Source organism: Heliobacterium chlorum, assembly GCF_014502795.1.
GTDB classification, from domain to species: Bacteria; Bacillota; Desulfitobacteriia; order Heliobacteriales; family Heliobacteriaceae; genus Heliobacterium; species Heliobacterium chlorum.
Window position 1 is genome coordinate 1 of record NZ_JACVHF010000024.1, and the last position, 16381, is coordinate 16381.

General features: G+C 52.2%; 7 protein-coding genes and 5 tRNA genes. 1 reads left to right on the plus strand and 11 read right to left on the minus strand.

Annotated features, from left to right (window positions below):
* Window position 1: 1 nt before the first annotated feature.
* The 7 genes from H1S01_RS16330 to gltB all read right to left on the minus strand — a co-directional run bounded on the left by H1S01_RS16330 (window position 2) and on the right by gltB (window position 6927).
* Window positions 2-77, minus strand: a tRNA-Lys gene (locus H1S01_RS16330).
* Window positions 78-83: 6 nt separating this feature from the next.
* Window positions 84-168, minus strand: a tRNA-Tyr gene (locus H1S01_RS16335).
* A gap of 6 nt (window positions 169-174) precedes the next feature.
* A tRNA-Phe gene (locus H1S01_RS16340) sits at window positions 175-250 on the minus strand.
* A 3-nt stretch (window positions 251-253) separates the two neighbouring features.
* A tRNA-Val gene (locus H1S01_RS16345) sits at window positions 254-330 on the minus strand.
* Between the two features lie 9 nt (window positions 331-339).
* Window positions 340-414, minus strand: a tRNA-Cys gene (locus H1S01_RS16350).
* A gap of 300 nt (window positions 415-714) precedes the next feature.
* Window positions 715-2199 carry a glutamate synthase subunit beta gene (locus tag H1S01_RS16355; protein WP_188041476.1) on the minus strand — a complete coding sequence of 495 codons (1485 nt, stop codon included), beginning with the start codon at window positions 2197-2199 and terminating at the stop codon, window positions 715-717.
* A gap of 105 nt (window positions 2200-2304) precedes the next feature.
* Window positions 2305-6927: a glutamate synthase large subunit gene (gltB, locus tag H1S01_RS16360; protein WP_188041477.1), complete on the minus strand. Its 4623-nt coding sequence runs from the start codon at window positions 6925-6927 to the stop codon at window positions 2305-2307.
* 485 nt (window positions 6928-7412) lie between these two features.
* On the opposite strand from gltB, the gene H1S01_RS16365 reads away from it, so the two are divergent.
* Window positions 7413-7874 (plus strand): YaiI/YqxD family protein, encoded by a 462-nt coding sequence (locus tag H1S01_RS16365; RefSeq protein WP_188041478.1) that lies wholly within the window; start codon window positions 7413-7415, stop codon window positions 7872-7874.
* A 58-nt stretch (window positions 7875-7932) separates the two neighbouring features.
* On the opposite strand, the gene H1S01_RS16370 is transcribed toward H1S01_RS16365, so the two are convergent.
* The 4 genes from H1S01_RS16370 to H1S01_RS16385 all read right to left on the minus strand — a co-directional run bounded on the left by H1S01_RS16370 (window position 7933) and on the right by H1S01_RS16385 (window position 16327).
* Entirely contained in the window at window positions 7933-9018 is a 1086-nt protein-coding gene (locus tag H1S01_RS16370; RefSeq protein ID WP_188041479.1) for a BMP family lipoprotein, read from the minus strand.
* Complete coding sequence (locus tag H1S01_RS16375; protein WP_188041480.1) at window positions 9015-11186, minus strand: putative bifunctional diguanylate cyclase/phosphodiesterase; 2172 nt, start codon at window positions 11184-11186, stop codon at window positions 9015-9017. Before H1S01_RS16375 ends, H1S01_RS16370 begins: the two co-directional genes overlap by 4 nt.
* Window positions 11187-11401: 215 nt before the next feature.
* Window positions 11402-14416: an insulinase family protein gene (locus H1S01_RS16380; RefSeq protein WP_188041481.1), complete on the minus strand. Its 3015-nt coding sequence runs from the start codon at window positions 14414-14416 to the stop codon at window positions 11402-11404.
* A 207-nt stretch (window positions 14417-14623) separates the two neighbouring features.
* The gene (locus H1S01_RS16385; RefSeq protein WP_188041482.1) at window positions 14624-16327 is read right to left on the minus strand and encodes a methyl-accepting chemotaxis protein; all 1704 of its coding nucleotides are present in this window, start codon (window positions 16325-16327) and stop codon (window positions 14624-14626) included.
* Window positions 16328-16381: the final 54 nt, after the last annotated feature.

The window sequence follows — 16381 nt, forward strand, 5'->3', positions numbered from 1 at the left end:
ATGGTGATCCATGCTGGACTCGAACCAGCGACACCCTGATTAAAAGTCAGGTGCTCTACCAACTGAGCTAATGGATCATTAGATGGTGGAGGGAGAAGGATTCGAACCTTCGAAGGCAGAGCCGGCAGATTTACAGTCTGCTCCCTTTGGCCACTCGGGAATCCCTCCGATGGATGGTGCCTCGGGGCGGAATCGAACCACCGACACGAGGATTTTCAGTCCTCTGCTCTACCGACTGAGCTACCGAGGCAAATGGTGGGCGATAACGGAATCGAACCGCTGACCTCTTGCATGTCAAGCAAGCGCTCTAACCATCTGAGCTAATCGCCCAAATTTTATTGGAGGCGGCACCCAGATTCGAACTGGGGAATAAAGGTTTTGCAGACCTTTGCCTTACCACTTGGCGATGCCGCCGTCGTCCTGACGAGATATAAATTTATCAGATAATCGCCGAAGTGTCAAATGTATTTTTTGGTAACCAGCTAACTTTTTTCGGAAAACCTTATTCATCAATGGTACCACTTTTATAGTGAGACACCTTACTCTTAAAATATCATGAAACCTTTATCGTTTGGCAGCTCTTGACCTTAGATTCAAGATTCTACACCAATAGAAGATGGGAAGCAAGGCCAAATAATTGGTCTGCTTCCCATTAATATACTATTCAGAGGTTAACTATCTAGGGTTCCCTGCAAATACTATGCACTAAAAAAACTATTTTAGATTCGTCGTCCCCATCAAATACTTATCCACTTCCCGCGCAGCGCCACGGCCTTCGCTGACGGCCCAGACGACGAGGGACTGGCCACGGCGCATGTCGCCGGCGGCAAAGACGCCTTCTACGTTGGTGGCGAAAGAACCGAATTCAGCTTTGACGTTGGAACGGGGGTCCCGGTCGACGCCGAGTTGGGCGAGCAGTTGGTCTTCGGGGCCGAGGAAGCCCATCGCTAAGAGGACCAGTTGAGCCGGCCAGACTTTTTCGGTGCCGGCGATTTCTTTCGGAATCATGCGGCCCTGTTCGTCTTTGACCCATTCGATCTGGACAGTATGGACTTCTTTGACATGACCGTTTTCATCGCCGACGAATTTCTTCGTGGTGATGCAGTAGTTCCGCGGATCGGCTCCATAGAGGGCGATCGCTTCCTCTTGACCATAGTCAACCTTATGCACCCGGGGGAACTGCGGCCAGGGGTTGTTCGCGGCCCGTTCCAAGGGCAGTTGAGGCATGATCTCGAGTTGGTAGACGCTGTTGCATTGGTGACGGATGGAGGTGCCGACGCAGTCGGTACCGGTATCACCGCCGCCGATGACGATGACGTCCTTGCCTTCGGCAGAGATGAAGTTTCCATCTTTGTGCTCTGAGTCGAGGAGGCTCTTCGTATTGGCCGCCAGGAACTCCATAGCGAAGTGGACCCCTTTGAGGTTCCGGCCTTCGACAGGCAGGTCACGGGGCTTGGTGGAGCCACCACAGAGGACGACAGCGTCAAATTCGGCTTTCAGTTTGTCTACAGGGTAGTCTTTGCCGACTTCACAGCTGGTGACGACATTGACGCCTTCGGCGATCATGAGGTCGACACGGCGCTGGACGACTTTCTTGTCCAGCTTCATGTTGGGGATACCGTACATGAGCAAGCCGCCAACCCGATCAGACCGCTCGAAGAGGGTGACACTGTGACCGGCTTTGTTCAGTTGGTCGGCTGCAGCGAGGCCCGAAGGACCGGAGCCGATGACAGCCACTTTTTTGCCTGTGCGAACAGCCGGCGGGTTGGGCACTTGCCAGCCTTCCTCATAGGCTTTATCGATGATAGAGCATTCGATGTTTTTGATGGTGACCGGGTTGGTTGCCAGGCCGGCGGTGCAGGCGCCTTCACAAGGAGCCGGGCAGACGCGGCCGGTGAATTCAGGGAAGCTGCTGGTCTTGCGCAGGCGCATCCAGGCTTCCTTCCAGAGGCCCCGGTAAACGAGATCGTTCCATTCGGGGGTCAGGTTATGCAAGGGACATCCGGAGACCATGCCGTTGATCATCATGCCGGTGTGGCAGAAGGGAACGCCGCAGTCCATGCAGCGTGACCCTTGTTTTTTCAGTTCTTCTTCAGACAGGTGGTAGTGGAATTCTCCCCAGTCTTTAATCCGTTCCAGCGGCTCCCGGTCGGCGGGAAGCTGGCGTGTATAATCCATAAATCCAGTCGGTTTGCCCATGGCCGTTCCTCCTACATTTATTCAATTTCCGATTCTGCCGACATGTTCCGCTCGAATCGCCTGCACCGCTTCCTAGGGGCAGGCGATTCGAATTTTGTCAGCAGATCAGTTCCCGCCGACGCGAGACTTATCGTTTTTGTTTTCTTCAAAGGCGGCCATGATGGCTTTTTCGCCGCTTAAGCCCGCCTGGTTGGCGCGCTCGATGGCTTCCAGCATCCGCTTGTAGTCTTTGGGAATGACTTTGACGATCTTCGCGAGGCTCGCCGTCCAGTCTTCCAACAGGTTGCGGCCTACGCTGCTGCCGGTGTACTGGACATGGTTTTCGATCATGCCCTTGACTTCCTGGATCTCAGCCTCGATTTCGAGCGTTTCCAGGGAGACCATCTCTTTGTTGACGCGGTTCGCGAACTGACCGTCTACATCGAGGACATAGGCGACGCCGCCGGACATACCGGCTGCAAAGTTCCGACCTGTTTTGCCGAGGACGACGACACGACCGCCAGTCATGTATTCACAGCCGTGATCGCCGACACCTTCGACGACAGCCTTAACGCCGGAGTTGCGGACGCAGAAGCGTTCGCCGGCGACGCCACGGATATAAGCTTCACCGGAGGTTGCACCATAGAAGTTGACGTTACCGGTGATGATATTTTCTTCAGGGACGAAATCAGCTTTGGCCGAGGGGAAGACGACCAGCTTGCCGCCGGAGAGGCCTTTGCCGAAGTAGTCGTTGGCATCACCTTCGAGGATAAGGGTCATACCTTTGGGCACAAAGGCGCCAAAGCTTTGACCGGCAGAGCCTTCGAAGTACAGCTTGATGGTGTCTTCGGGCAAGCCTTGACCGCCATAACGGCGAGTCACTTCACTACCCAGGATGGTACCGGCGACACGGTCGGTGTTCTTGACTTTGAGTTTGCCTTCGACCTTGTCTCCCCGTTCGAGGGCGCGGCGGCACATGGGTACGAGTTCACGCATGTCGAGGGATTTATCGAGGCCATGATCCTGAGAGTGGCTGCAGTAGCGACCCACGGTCTCCGGTACGTTGGGCTGGAAGAGCAGCGCCGAGAGGTCGATGTTTTGGGTTTTCCAATGTTTAATGGCATCGTTGACTTCCAGGACATCGGTACGGCCTACCATCTCGTCGATGGTGCGGAAGCCGAGTTCCGCCATGTATTCACGCATTTCTTGGGCGATAAAGCGCATGAAGTTGACCAAATGCTCAGGATCGCCGGTGAATTTCTTCCGCAGTTCGGGGTTTTGGGTGGCCACACCGACGGGGCAGGTGTCGAGGTTGCAGACGCGCATCATGACGCAGCCCAGAACGACGAGGGGAGCAGTAGCAAAACCGAATTCTTCGGCACCGAGCAATGCAGCCATAACGACATCGCGTCCGGTCAGCAGTTTGCCGTCTGTTTCCACGACGATGCGGTCACGGAGGTTGTTGAGAAGCAAGGTCTGATGGGTTTCGGCGAGGCCTAGTTCCCAAGGCAGGCCGGCATGGCGGATACTGGTCCGCGGGGAAGCGCCGGTGCCGCCGTCATAACCGGAGATGAGCACCACGTCGGCCCGGCCTTTCGCCACACCGGCGGCGATGGTGCCGACGCCGACTTCAGAGACGAGCTTCACGTTGATGCGAGCCCGGGGGTTAGCATTTTTCAGGTCGTGAATCAGTTCGGCCAAGTCTTCGATGGAGTAGATGTCATGGTGGGGCGGCGGCGAGATAAGGCCGACGCCGGCCGTGGTGCCGCGGACTTTGGCCACCCAGGGATAGACTTTAGCTCCAGGGAGCTGACCGCCTTCACCCGGCTTGGCGCCTTGGGCCATCTTGATCTGGATTTCGTCGGCATTGACCAGATAGTGGCTGGTGACGCCGAAACGGCCGGAAGCGACCTGTTTGATGGCACTCCGTTTCCAGTCGCCGTTCGCTTCTTTGACAAAGCGGGCCGGGTCTTCGCCGCCTTCACCGGTGTTGCTCTTGCCGCCGATGCGGTTCATGGCGATGGCCATCGCTTCATGGGCTTCCTGGCTGATGGAGCCGAAGGACATAGCGCCGGTTTTGAAGCGCCGGCAGATCGATTCGACCGATTCCACTTCATCGATGGAAATGGGGTTCTTTTTACTAAACTTCAGCAAGCCCCGGAGCGTTTTCAGCTTCTGGGTCTGATCGTCGAGGGCAGCCGAGTACTTCTTGAACAGTTTGTAGTCATTCGCACGGCAGGCGCTCTGTAGGTTCGTGATCGATTCAGGGTTGAAGAGGTGTTCTTCCCCGTCGGTACGCCACTGGCTGACAGAACCGGTGTCGAGGGTCATGTCTCGGCCAGGCTGGTCGTTGAAGGCACGCCAATGCCGCATTTCCGCTTCTTTGGCGATCTCGGCCAGGCCGACGCCGCCGATCCGGGAGGGGGTCCAGGTGAAATATTTATCGATGACATCCTGGCTAATGCCGACGCTTTCAAAGATCTGGGCGCCGCGATAGCTCTGGATGGTGGAGATGCCCATCTTGGACAGGACTTTGACGACGCCTTTGCTGGCGCTCTTGATATAGTTTTTGACGGCTTCTTTATGGGTCAGACCCGTCATCATGCCCTGGCGGATCATGTCATCAAGGGTTTCGAAAGCCATGTAGGGGTTGATGGCGCTGACGCCGTAGCCGAGAAGCAAGGCAAAGTGGTGCACTTCCCGAGGCTCGCCCGATTCTAAGAGCAGGCTCGCTTTCAGGCGGGTACCTTTGCGGATCAGGTGGTGGTGCAGGCAGGAGACAGCCAGCAACGCAGGGATGGGCGCTTTGTCCTTATCGATGCCGCGGTCAGAAAGGATGAGCAGATTGGCACCGTCAGCGATCGCTTGGTCAGCGGCGCTGCACAGTTCATCGAGGGCTTTTTCCAAACCGGCACTGCCCTCTTTAACGGTATAGAGGATAGGCAAGGTGGCTGATTTGAAGCCGCCTTGTTGGACAAAGCGCAGCTTGGCCAGTTCTTCATTGCTGAGCACCGGTGCTTTGATGTGAATCTGGTGGCAGCTTTCCGGTTCCGGTTTGAGCAGGTTTTTCTCCGGTCCGATAGTAGTGCCGGAAGCCGTGATGATCTCTTCACGGATGGCATCGATGGGCGGGTTGGTGACCTGAGCGAAGAGTTGCTTAAAGTAGTTATAGAGAAGCTGCGGCTTATCAGAAAGAACCGCCAGCGGCGCATCGTTGCCCATGGCGCCAATCGGGTCAACGCCGTTTTTACCCATCGGTTCGATGGTCTTGGTCAGTTCTTCGTAGGTGTAGCCAAAAGCCTGCTGGCGAAGGAGCACGCTGTCATGATCCGGTTCCGGCACTTCCGGTGCGTCAGCCAGATCTTCCAGATGGGTCATGTGCTCATCGAGCCAAGCCCGGTAGGGCTGCTCAGCGGCCATGGTGTTTTTCAGTTCATCATCGCTGATGATACGGCCTTCTTCTGTGTCGACGAGGAGCATACGACCGGGACGAAGGCGCTCTTTAATAGCGACGTTTTCGGCGGGCACTTCGAGCACGCCCACTTCAGAAGAGAGGATGATCATGTCATCCTTGGTGACATAGTAACGGGCCGGACGGAGGCCGTTGCGGTCCAGAGCGGCGCCGATGTATCGGCCGTCGGAGAAGACGACAGCAGCGGGGCCGTCCCAGGGCTCCATCATGCAGCTATGGAATTCGTAAAAGGCCTTTTTCTCATCGCTCATGCTTTCATGATTGGCCCAGGGTTCAGGGATCATCATCATGGCAGCATGGGGCAAGGAGCGGCCGGTCAGGTAGAGGAATTCGAGGCAGTTATCAAACATGGCCGAGTCGCTGCCATCGGTGTCGATGACGGGCATGACCTTCGCCAGGTCGTCACCGAAGAGATCGGACTGGCACATGGCCTGGCGGGCATGCATCCAGTTGACGTTGCCGCGCAGGGTGTTGATTTCGCCGTTATGGATCATATAGCGGTTGGGGTGAGCCCGTTCCCAGCTGGGGAAGGTGTTCGTGCTGAAACGGGAGTGGACGAGAGCCAGCGCTGTTTCGATGGCCGGGTCTTTCAGTTCCACAAAGTATTTATCGACTTGGGCCGGCGTAAGCATGCCCTTATAAACGATAGTCCGAGAGGAGAGGCTCGAGAAATAGAAGTAGTTGCCGCCGGCCATATTGGCATGGCGGATCTCATTTTCGGCCCGCTTGCGGATGACATAGAGTTTGCGCTCTACTGCTTGGGCGTCGCCGCCAGCCAGCTTGGCTTTCGTCGCAGCATCGGCTTCAATGAAGACCTGGCGAACAAAAGGTTCAGCCGCTTTGGCCACTTCCCCGAGGGAAGAGTTATCCGTGGGGACGGTCCGCCAGCCGAGGAGGGTTTGGCCTTCTTCGGCGATGATCCGCTCCAGGGCTTGTTCACAATTAGCCCGTTGTTCCGGGTCTGGAGGCAAGAAGAGCATGCCGACACCATATTGCCCAGGGGTGGGAAGAGTGACGTTCACGGCGGCACATTCGCGCTCCATGAAGGTGTGGGGGATTTGCATCAAAATCCCTGCACCGTCACCGGTATTTGTTTCCGCGCCTTGACCGCCCCGGTGATCCAAGTTGATGAGGACAGTCAGGGCTTGGTGGACGATCTCGTTGGACTTTTTCCCCTTGATATTGGCGATAAAACCAATGCCACAGGCATCACGCTCAAACTGGGGGTCGTAGAGACCCTGTTTGGGGGGCAAGCCGATCAAGTTCTTCTCTTGCAATCTCTTTCTCTCCTTTTGCTTGATAAGCAGCTATATAAACAACCCGACGTGAGGTTGGATGGACACACCCCAGTGCGGGACTCCCAGCAGGACACGCTTCACAGTCGGATTGGCTTGCCCTTACCTACCACCGTAGGGTGGTGAATTTCTTCATAACATTATAGCAATAATACAGAGAGATTTGGAGACTGAATGCTGTTAATCGCAGGAAAAATGGTGGGAAACCGCATAAGTATATTGTATACTTCCACTGAAAGGCCTGTTTGAGCGTCTGTATACTGTATATATTGGAAGACATATGTATAGAAATACAACAAGTTTGTGAAGCTGTTCATTATGTAATTTCTCAACGGATCGTTGAATATATGATACATTAACCTTTGTCTCAAATACTTTATTTCACTATTTGCGTCATTAAACATTTTGGTTATTAATGACCGAAGAATTGATCCCTTTAATAAACTACCACTGTTGCGGAGGTACCCATGAAAATTATCATCGATGCCGATGCCTGTCCTCGGTCAGTGCTACAGATATGTCTGCTGCTCGGAGAAAGGTATGATGTTCCTGTATGGACCGTGGCCAGTTACCGTCACCAGATTGATTCGGAGAATCATGTCACTGTAGGCGGCGGTCCCCAGGAGACAGATATCAAGATGATGAACCTGTCCGAAGCGGGCGATGTGGCCGTCACGCAAGACTGGGGACTGGCGGCGATGCTGCTGGGAAAACAGGTTCACTGTATGAGTCCGGGCGGGCGCGAATACCAGAGCGGCAACATCGAGTTCATGTTGGAAGAACGGGAGATGAAAGCCCGCTTTCGCCGGGGCGGCGGACGGACAAAAGGGCCGAAAAAAAGGAGCGCCAATGATGATCAGCGCTTCGGTCAGTGCCTCGATAGGATATTGCAGCGAAAAACAGTCGTTGATTCCGAAGAAGCCGAATGATTTCGTGGAAAAGGCTCCTCCTGTGCGATGGCCGGCGTACTTGCTTTATTTGAAATACTTATATTCCTCTTGCGGAGCGCCTGCGGCCAGCCGGTTCGTCCGGTACTTGTATACTTCCGCTGACGATATCGTTCTGAATAGCTTCCAACCGGCGATTCATCGGCCCTACCTTCGCCTGGTTATACTCGTTTACTGCATAACCGACACCGTTTTCGGGAATGCCCAATTCCATGTAGCCGCCTTTCAATTCTCCTTGAAGGGCGGCTTTAATGATCTCGTAGACACCCAGATCGACCCGTTTAATCATGCTAGTGAGGATGTACGGGCGCTGCCCTGGCGACACCATCATCGATTGATCCGAATCGACACCGATCACTAGCTTCTTGCGAGCTTCCGCAGCCTTGATCACACCGGCACCTGACCCGCCGGCCGCCGTGTAGATCACATCTGTGCCAAAGTCGTATTGATGGAGTGCTAACTCCTCGGCCCGATCAGGATTTTGAAAAGCTTTCACATCCGGTCCGATGTAATCAACGTATACAGCGATGGCTGGATTGATGGCATGTGCGCCTGCAACGAAACCCGCTTCAAACTTATGAATGACGTCGTTATCAGCACCGCCAATAAAACCGACCTTTCCCGTTGTACTCTGCATCGCGGCGGCAGCTCCGACGAGGTAGGACCCTTCCTGTTCCCGAAAGCGAAGGCACAGAATGTTACCGTCAGCCGCTAAATCGGGGATGTAGCCGTCAATCACGACAAAAGTCGTCTCCGGAAAGTCCTTTGCCACTTCTTGAACCGGTTTTGTGAACGTATAGCTGGCGCAGATGACCAGATTCGTTTTACTTTCCCCCTGCAGTCTTAATAACAATTCCCGGTTGTCACCGCCATTGGAAACGGCAAAAGTTTGGAGATTCACACGATCGCCTAACTCCGCCTTGGCCCAGTCTGCACCGTTTGAGGCCATATCGTTGAAGGCACGGTCACCCCTGCCACCGGGATCATGGAGCAGCGTGACCTTCAAGCTGCCGGGGTTCATCGGAGCTTGAGGCAGACATCCGGTCAAAAAGATTAAGAGGCTCATGATTACGCTTGCTACGAGCCATCGCATCGGCCAACCTGTCCTGGTTTGTTTTTGCCTCAAGAATAGCCACCCTCCTGGCCTTCTTCTTTTAACGCTTTCACGAGCCGATACCGGCCTTTTTCTATCAAGTTCTCAAAGGCCGTTACGGAAAGGGGCTCGCTAAAGATGTAGCCTTGGGCCACGTGACAGTGGTGGTTTTGTAAAAAGACCAGTTGTTCTTGTGTCTCCACACCTTCTGCCACGACGATCATATTCAAGTTTCGTGCCAGTCGAATCATGGCACTGGCGATATTGGCATCTTTCGAGCTCCGGGGTATATCTTGAATGAAAGTGCGATCTATTTTCAGACAGTCAATAGGAAAACCTTTGAGGTAGCTAAAGGAGGAATAGCCTGTTCCGAAATCATCTAGGGAGATACAGACACCGAGCGATTTCAGTTGTTGCAGCGTGTTTAGGGTATTTGCCGTTTTATCCATCAAGATGTTCTCGGTAATCTCCAGTTCGAGCCACTGTGGATCCAATCCTGTATCTTTAAGGATGGAGCGGATCTGTTCAGGCAGATCCGGTTGGTGAAACTGATTCGGCGACAAGTTGACAGCGACCCGCAAAAAAGGCAACCCTGTCTCTTGCCAGGATTTCGTTTGCCGGCATGCCTGGACCAAGGCCCACTCTCCCAAGGAGAGGATCATGCCGGTTTCCTCGGCGATAGGAATGAACTCCGTCGGTGAAATGGGCTTAAGCTTCGGGTGATTCCATCGAAGGAGCGCTTCCATTCCCATGATACGCCCTGTTTCCAGACATACTTTCGGCTGATAGAACAGTTCCATTTCATTAAACTCGACAGCCTTGCGCAAATATTTCTCCAAGGTAAGCCGGTTAGCGATGGCGTCGTGCATGCCTGAAGTGAAGAACTGGTAGTTGTTTCTTCCTTTCTGTTTGGCTTGGTACATGGCCGTATCGGCGGCACGCACGAGCGTCTCTGCATCATCGCCGTTTACCGGGTACAGGCTGATGCCGATACTGGCAGCAATGTAATATTCATGCCCTTTGAGAACAAAAGGATGGGCGATGGATTGCATAACCGACTCGCAAGCTTTTTCGATGACGAGATTGCCCCGGGGCTCCACTAAAATTACCGTAAATTCATCGCCGCCGAGTCGAGCGACTGTATCGGCTCCGGGCAAACAATGAATTAGACGGCGGGCAACCGCTTTAAGCAGCATATCGCCGGTGCTGTGTCCCATTGTGTCGTTAATATCCTTAAAGCGGTCGAGATCGATAAAAAGAATGGCCATAACCTTTAACTCTTCGTTCTTTAGAAGCTCTTGAAGTCGATCCTGAAACTTTCGACGGTTGGCCAGTTCCGTCAATGAATCATGATAAGCCTGATGGTGAATCTCCCGGTTTTTTATTTCCAACTGCTTGAGGTATTCGTTTAAGCTCCGGGCCATCTGGTTAAAGCCAATCGCCAGTTTGCCTATCTCGTCTTTTGTCTTTGCGGGAACCTGACTTTCTAAGCCAGATAAGTCACCAACAGCTACCTTTTCCACCTCAGCCAGCATGGCTTTTAGAGGTTTCGTGATCAACCGATTGAGCCACATTCCCGACAACAGGGCCAATAGAACGGCCAGTGAAGAAATGGCGACGATCATGACGGCAGAAAAGAAGGTTGTCTGTTCACCTTGTCGGCTTTGTTCCGCCGCGATTTCCGTGACATGGTCGCTCAAGACGCGCAGCAGAGCATCCCCATTGTCTAAATGAATTGCCCCAGAGTTCTGGTAATGTTCAAAAGCCTCCTGGTGCCGGCCTGCAGCCAGCATGGCTAATGCTTGGGAGCGTTCTTGCTGATACAAACCAAGTTCCTGCCGGAGTTGTTCCAGCCATCTTCGCTCTTGGCCGTCTAAGGGCCCCTCTTCAAAGGTGTGCAACAAGTTATCAATGACTGCCAATCGCTCGTTAGCACGAAGCAGCAGGTTGTTCTCATCGGATTGGTTGACAGGAGCTAGGAGAAGTTGCATGCTCAGGGCTTCAACTTCATGGATTTGGGATCGGCAAGTGTCCATCAGGTGCATGGGCACAATGCGTTCATGGTACATGACTTGCATGTTTCCGGAGATTTCCTGGCTTGTGTAGTACCCGACGGAACCTACCCCGGCGAGCAACAATGCCATGAGTAGAAAAAAGCATACCAACTTGTAGGCCATCTTCATATCCCGTAGCAGTTTCATCGCCCCAACTCCCTAACCCGACTCCAACACAGGGTATGCAAAAAGGCGGAATCGGTTATCCGCTTTGTTTCAAGCGTACCGCTCCGCCTCTTTTTGTAGAACAATTCCTAGAATCCATTTAATGTATCTAATATTAGTTCCATTTTTTCTATTTAGCGGAGGCGGTAAGGACTTCTTCTGCATGTACCGCCAAATCCCTTCAGGTTGTAGCCAATTTATTTGAAAATATCGACTACACTGTCAAAGCAGTCCTGATTCTGCATAATTTTTTCTCCATTACCAACGACAGTTAGGTTCTGCGCACTGCGGAAAGTGTCCAACAGCGGCGCAAAGTTCCGGATATCTTGAGGGCTTGTTGATAAAATTTCATCGCGAATTTGCTGGATATCCTGTTGTTTTATTCCCCGCATGTAGTGGGCCGCCGCCACCCGCCCTTTCTCCCAGGGTTCTAACAGGTTATCCATAACCCCGATAGCGCCAATAATGTAACTGTTCATTTCCTGTTCATCCGGCTGAAACCGCCGTAAAAACTCTCCCGTCTGAGCATATACGTCGATAGTTTCTTTGACGTTCGGATCATCTACAGAACCGAGCAGAATGGTCCCCCCGTCATTTATTTGGCTAAAGGCGTCATAGGCGCCGCCTTTCATACGCAGCCGTTCCCAGAGGTATCCATGGTCAAGTACATTGCGCAATACTTCCATGTGACCATTGTATTGCTGACCTGTCCCGCTGTAGTTTATGCCTTGCGCCACAACGTGCACTTCCGACGCCGTGATGAAGGCTTCCTTTTTATTGGCCTTTGGGAAGCGATACGTCTCGGGCGCAAAGTACTGAGAATTCAAGGCGCTGACGAGCCGACCTACGCTCTGTTGAAAGAGCGGGTATTCTGTTTCGCCTGAGGTGACGCTGACGATTAATCCATCTTTGTTCAACGCCCGCTGGGCCACTTGTTCCAGGTTGCGGCGGATTTCGGAGACCTTGCTGTCAAAATGATCGTCTGCATCCATGACGAACCGACTATAACTGTATCCGCCCTGTTCCTCATATCGCCCTGCCGGCGATAGGAACGATTGAAGGCGGCTGAGGGCAAGTGACTCTCCCCCCTCGTAAAGAGCACTTTCGCGGTGCGTGCGGATCTGGTGGAGTATCTCCTGCAATCGTCGCTCGTCGTCAAAACGGCTGTGTCCGGCCATATCCCCGAGCAGTTCCAATGCGGCCGGAAGTTGATCGGCCACAGCGCTGATACCTATGAGCAGTTTTGGTGCGATCAATTCTCCCTTTTTATAGTGTGAGAATACATAAGGTTCGACGACCAACCCGCCTGTATGTTCATGTAGTTCCTGGTCCATCATCCTATAGTTTCGGTGATCCGTGCTGACGTTTCCTAGCATCTCTGCCAGCAGATACAGATAAGGCAGTTGCGACTGCGGTACATCCTGCGTATCGAAATAGAAGTCCACATAGGCGATGCCGTTGGTAAACTGCCGGTGAAAGAGCACCTTGACTCCGGCCTCCGTCCGCTCCTCTAAGGGGAGGGCTTGTTCCTGGCGATCTATCTCTTTCAATGTCAATCGGGGGATGCTCTCGGAAGAATTCGCCTTGGACTGCCAGTCTTGTAACTCTTTTTGTTGTCTAAAAAGAATTTTCTTCTCTGAATCAGATAAAGACCTTTTGATTGGCTCCTCTTTTTCAGCAGCTGAGTCTGGTTTTAAAGTGACGAGGGAACTATGGGGGTTATTCAACAGGTGCTCTTCGATGAACTGTTCGAAGTATCCCGATGAGACTCCTTGCTTGATTTTAGCCAGCGCTTCTCCCACTTCCAACAGTGCTGCAGGGTGTCCGCCGTTCATCCAACTGTTGAGGACGAGTTGATTATACAGCAGGCCTCGAGATGCTCCCGCCTGGCTTTCTCGTATTTCATATTCCACCGTGTCTATGATCGTTTGCAGTTGCTCCCGGTCGATCCCTTGGTGAACCAAGTTCCGAAGGGTTTTTTCTACAGTCGATTCGAAGAAGGGGATCCGATCATCACGAACCTTTTCAGCGATGATGCTGTAGACAGGCTGTTGGATATCGGCCAGCAAAAAACTGTAGGAGTCCTTACCGATTCCAGAACCCAACAAGGTCGTTTTCACGGGTGCAGTGGCCGTTCCCATCAAGAGACGATCAACGATGGTCATGGTGACGATCAGTTGCGAACTTAACGGTTCGTCGATCCCATAGTTTAAACTGAGGTATGTATTTCCGTCCCTTTCTGCCTTGTTGGGTAAGGGATATTCTCCGGTAACTGTACGTCGCTTTTCAAAGGGCCTTTGTAGCGGAATCGAAGCATTGATTTGCCTTTGGTCATAATCGCCTAAATATTCCTCGTCGAGAAACTTCAGCGTGTCATCGATGTTCAGATTCCCGTAGAGAAAGATAAAGCTGTTCGATGGATGATAATAGGTCCGGTGGTAATCCAGCAGCTTGTCCCGGGTCAGCTTCGGCATCTCTTTCGGATCACCCATGGCGTCGCGTTCGTAGGGGGTATCGGGAAAGAGTGATTTTAGGATCGCCCGATCAAGGCGGTTGTCTACAGCCGTGTAGTGACTTTTCATCTCATTATAGACGATGCCGTTAAAGACCGGTTCGTCGGCAGGACTTGCTAGTTCGAAGTGTCCACCTTCCTGCCAAAAGATCTCCGGAGATTGATAGAAGTTCGGATGGAAGACGGCGTCTAGATAAATGTCCATCAGGTTGCGCAGTTCTTTTTCATTTTTGCTGGCTACGGGGAAGAAGGTTTTGTCAGCCGTAGTAAAGGCATTGGCAAAAGTGTTCACCGATCCCTTTTGGATCTGGCTCAACATGTCGTTGACAGGATATTTCCGGGATCCACAAAAGACAGAGTGCTCGATGATATGAGGGATTCCGCTGTCATCCGGTGCGGGCGTGCGAAAACCGATGGAGAAGACCTTGTTATCGTCGTCGTTTTGCAGGTAAAAGACCTGGGCGCCGCTTTTGCGGTGGCGGTACCATTTGCCGATCCCGTTGAGATCCTTTACCGGCCGCTCGTCAACAAGTTCAAATCCCGATAAAAGAGGAGAACCTTGGCGATTCGACTCAGTGGCCGCACTGGCTGGTGTGATAAACAAAACAAGTTGGATGACGATGAGAAGCAGGCTTACGTGCCATAGACCTCTTCTTTTTCGTGCATTCGTCTGTACAGGTTTTTTTAAGATGATTGTCATCCCGTACCCCCTTATATACCGGAGAATGTAAGCTTTATCTTCCACATCTCTCCCTGCCGTTCCTTCATTTCTCCTTTATGGGTTCTTCGTACAAAATGAGCAGCAGTAACTACCTCCCTTCGTAACAAACATAAAACGCAAACAAGCCCGAAAGAATTCGGACTTGTTTGTACTACTATTGAACACCTTAAATGATTCGATGTCGGCTTAGACTCTGAATTTGTAGGCTAAATCTTTTAAATCTTTCCCCAGATTGGCTAGTCCTTCGGCGTTGTTATGGATAGTCTGCATACCGGTACTTTGCTCATCGATAGAGATGGTGATCGTTTGTGTCATGGCGCTCGTCTCTTCAACGACAGCGCTGACAGACTGAATACTTTCCGCGATCGATTGGGTTCCCTTCGCCGTCTCATCGACGGCTACCACGACTTCTTCTAGCCCCTTGGTGATGGTCGTCAGTTTTTCTAGAATCGACTGGAACCCTTGCCGGGTGCGCGTGGCAGACTCTCTTCCCTTTTGGGCTTCTGCATTGGCTCGCTCAACCGTTTGAACTTCATAATCGATCTCTTTGCTCATATTGGCGATAATTTCTTCAATATGCTTCGAAGCGGTAGAACACTGCTCAGCCAGTTTACGCACCTCTCCGGCTACAACGGCAAAACCTCGACCGGCCTCGCCAGCCCGGGCCGCCTCGATAGCGGCATTCAAAGCCAACAGGTTGGTCTGCTCGGCAATGGTGGTGATGACTGTGACGATACCTTTGATATTCCCCGATTCTCGAGCCAAAATATCTGTCACAGCAATGATGTCTTGCATGGATCGGCCGATCGTCTCGTTCTGGGCAACCACTTCTTCCAGCATAACCATACCGGTGTTGGCTTCCTCCGTGGCTTTCTGGGTGTTTGCGGCCAGTTCCGTCATGGTCGCACTCATTTCTTCGGCCCCTGCAGAGACTTCTTGAACTACGGCCGATATGCTTGTAACGTTGTCCGCACTCTGGGACATACCCGATGAAATCTCGGCCATACTTTCAAACACTTTTACCGTTGCTTGGGTCTGCTGTTCCACACCGGTACTCAGTTGCACGCTGGAAGCAGCGACGGTATCGGCTCCGCTCATTAGGTGAGCGACCATATCTTTTAGAGACTTTTTCATGTCGATGATGATTACTCCCATATCGCCAATCTCGTCGTTGCGAGTAGGCAACACATCGGCACCTGTTAAATCTAATTTACCGACTGTTGCCAAGTCCCGACTGACATTGATGATACGCCGGGTCATCCTTCGCCCGTACCAGTAGCTGATGGTCACAGCCGCTACGAGAATGATGACGGTGAAAATTAGTGTCACATTCGTTTGCTGCCGCGTTTCTTTGATCATCGCCTCTGTATTGGCCACCATATACTTGTTGCGCTGCAGGTCACTGAGCTTATCAAATTGTTCGTTGATTTGGGTTACCAGTTTCCGACCTTCCGTCGTTAGTTGAGGTAAAATTGGATCGTTCGTCTTTTTTGCAGTAATTACCCGTTCTCCAAGGCTTATGTATTCGGTGATCGCTTTTTCCGCTATCGTGCCTTCCTCTAGAACATCGGCATGTTTAGCATCGCCGTTATACTTTTGGATGAGGCGAAGGCTTTTGGAGATCTTTTCACGATAGCCCTTTTCATAAGTATCTGCTCCATCAGGGTAAAACAGAAACCCACGCATATCCAAAAGAGCACCTGTAAAGGCCACCTGGGCGTCTTTGATGTCATACGTCCTTGAGGCAGTTCTGCTGAAAACCTGCTCAAAGTTGTCTGTGGTGTTTAAATAGTTGTAGATTACGGTTCCCAGCATCGCCATACATAAGATGATAGATGTCAAAGAGATCGCCATGATTTGCACGAACAATGGCAAACGCTTTTGGTTCATGTTTTCTCCTCCATTGTGTTGTTGCGTTGATGGGTACGAATCGAGCACTCTTTG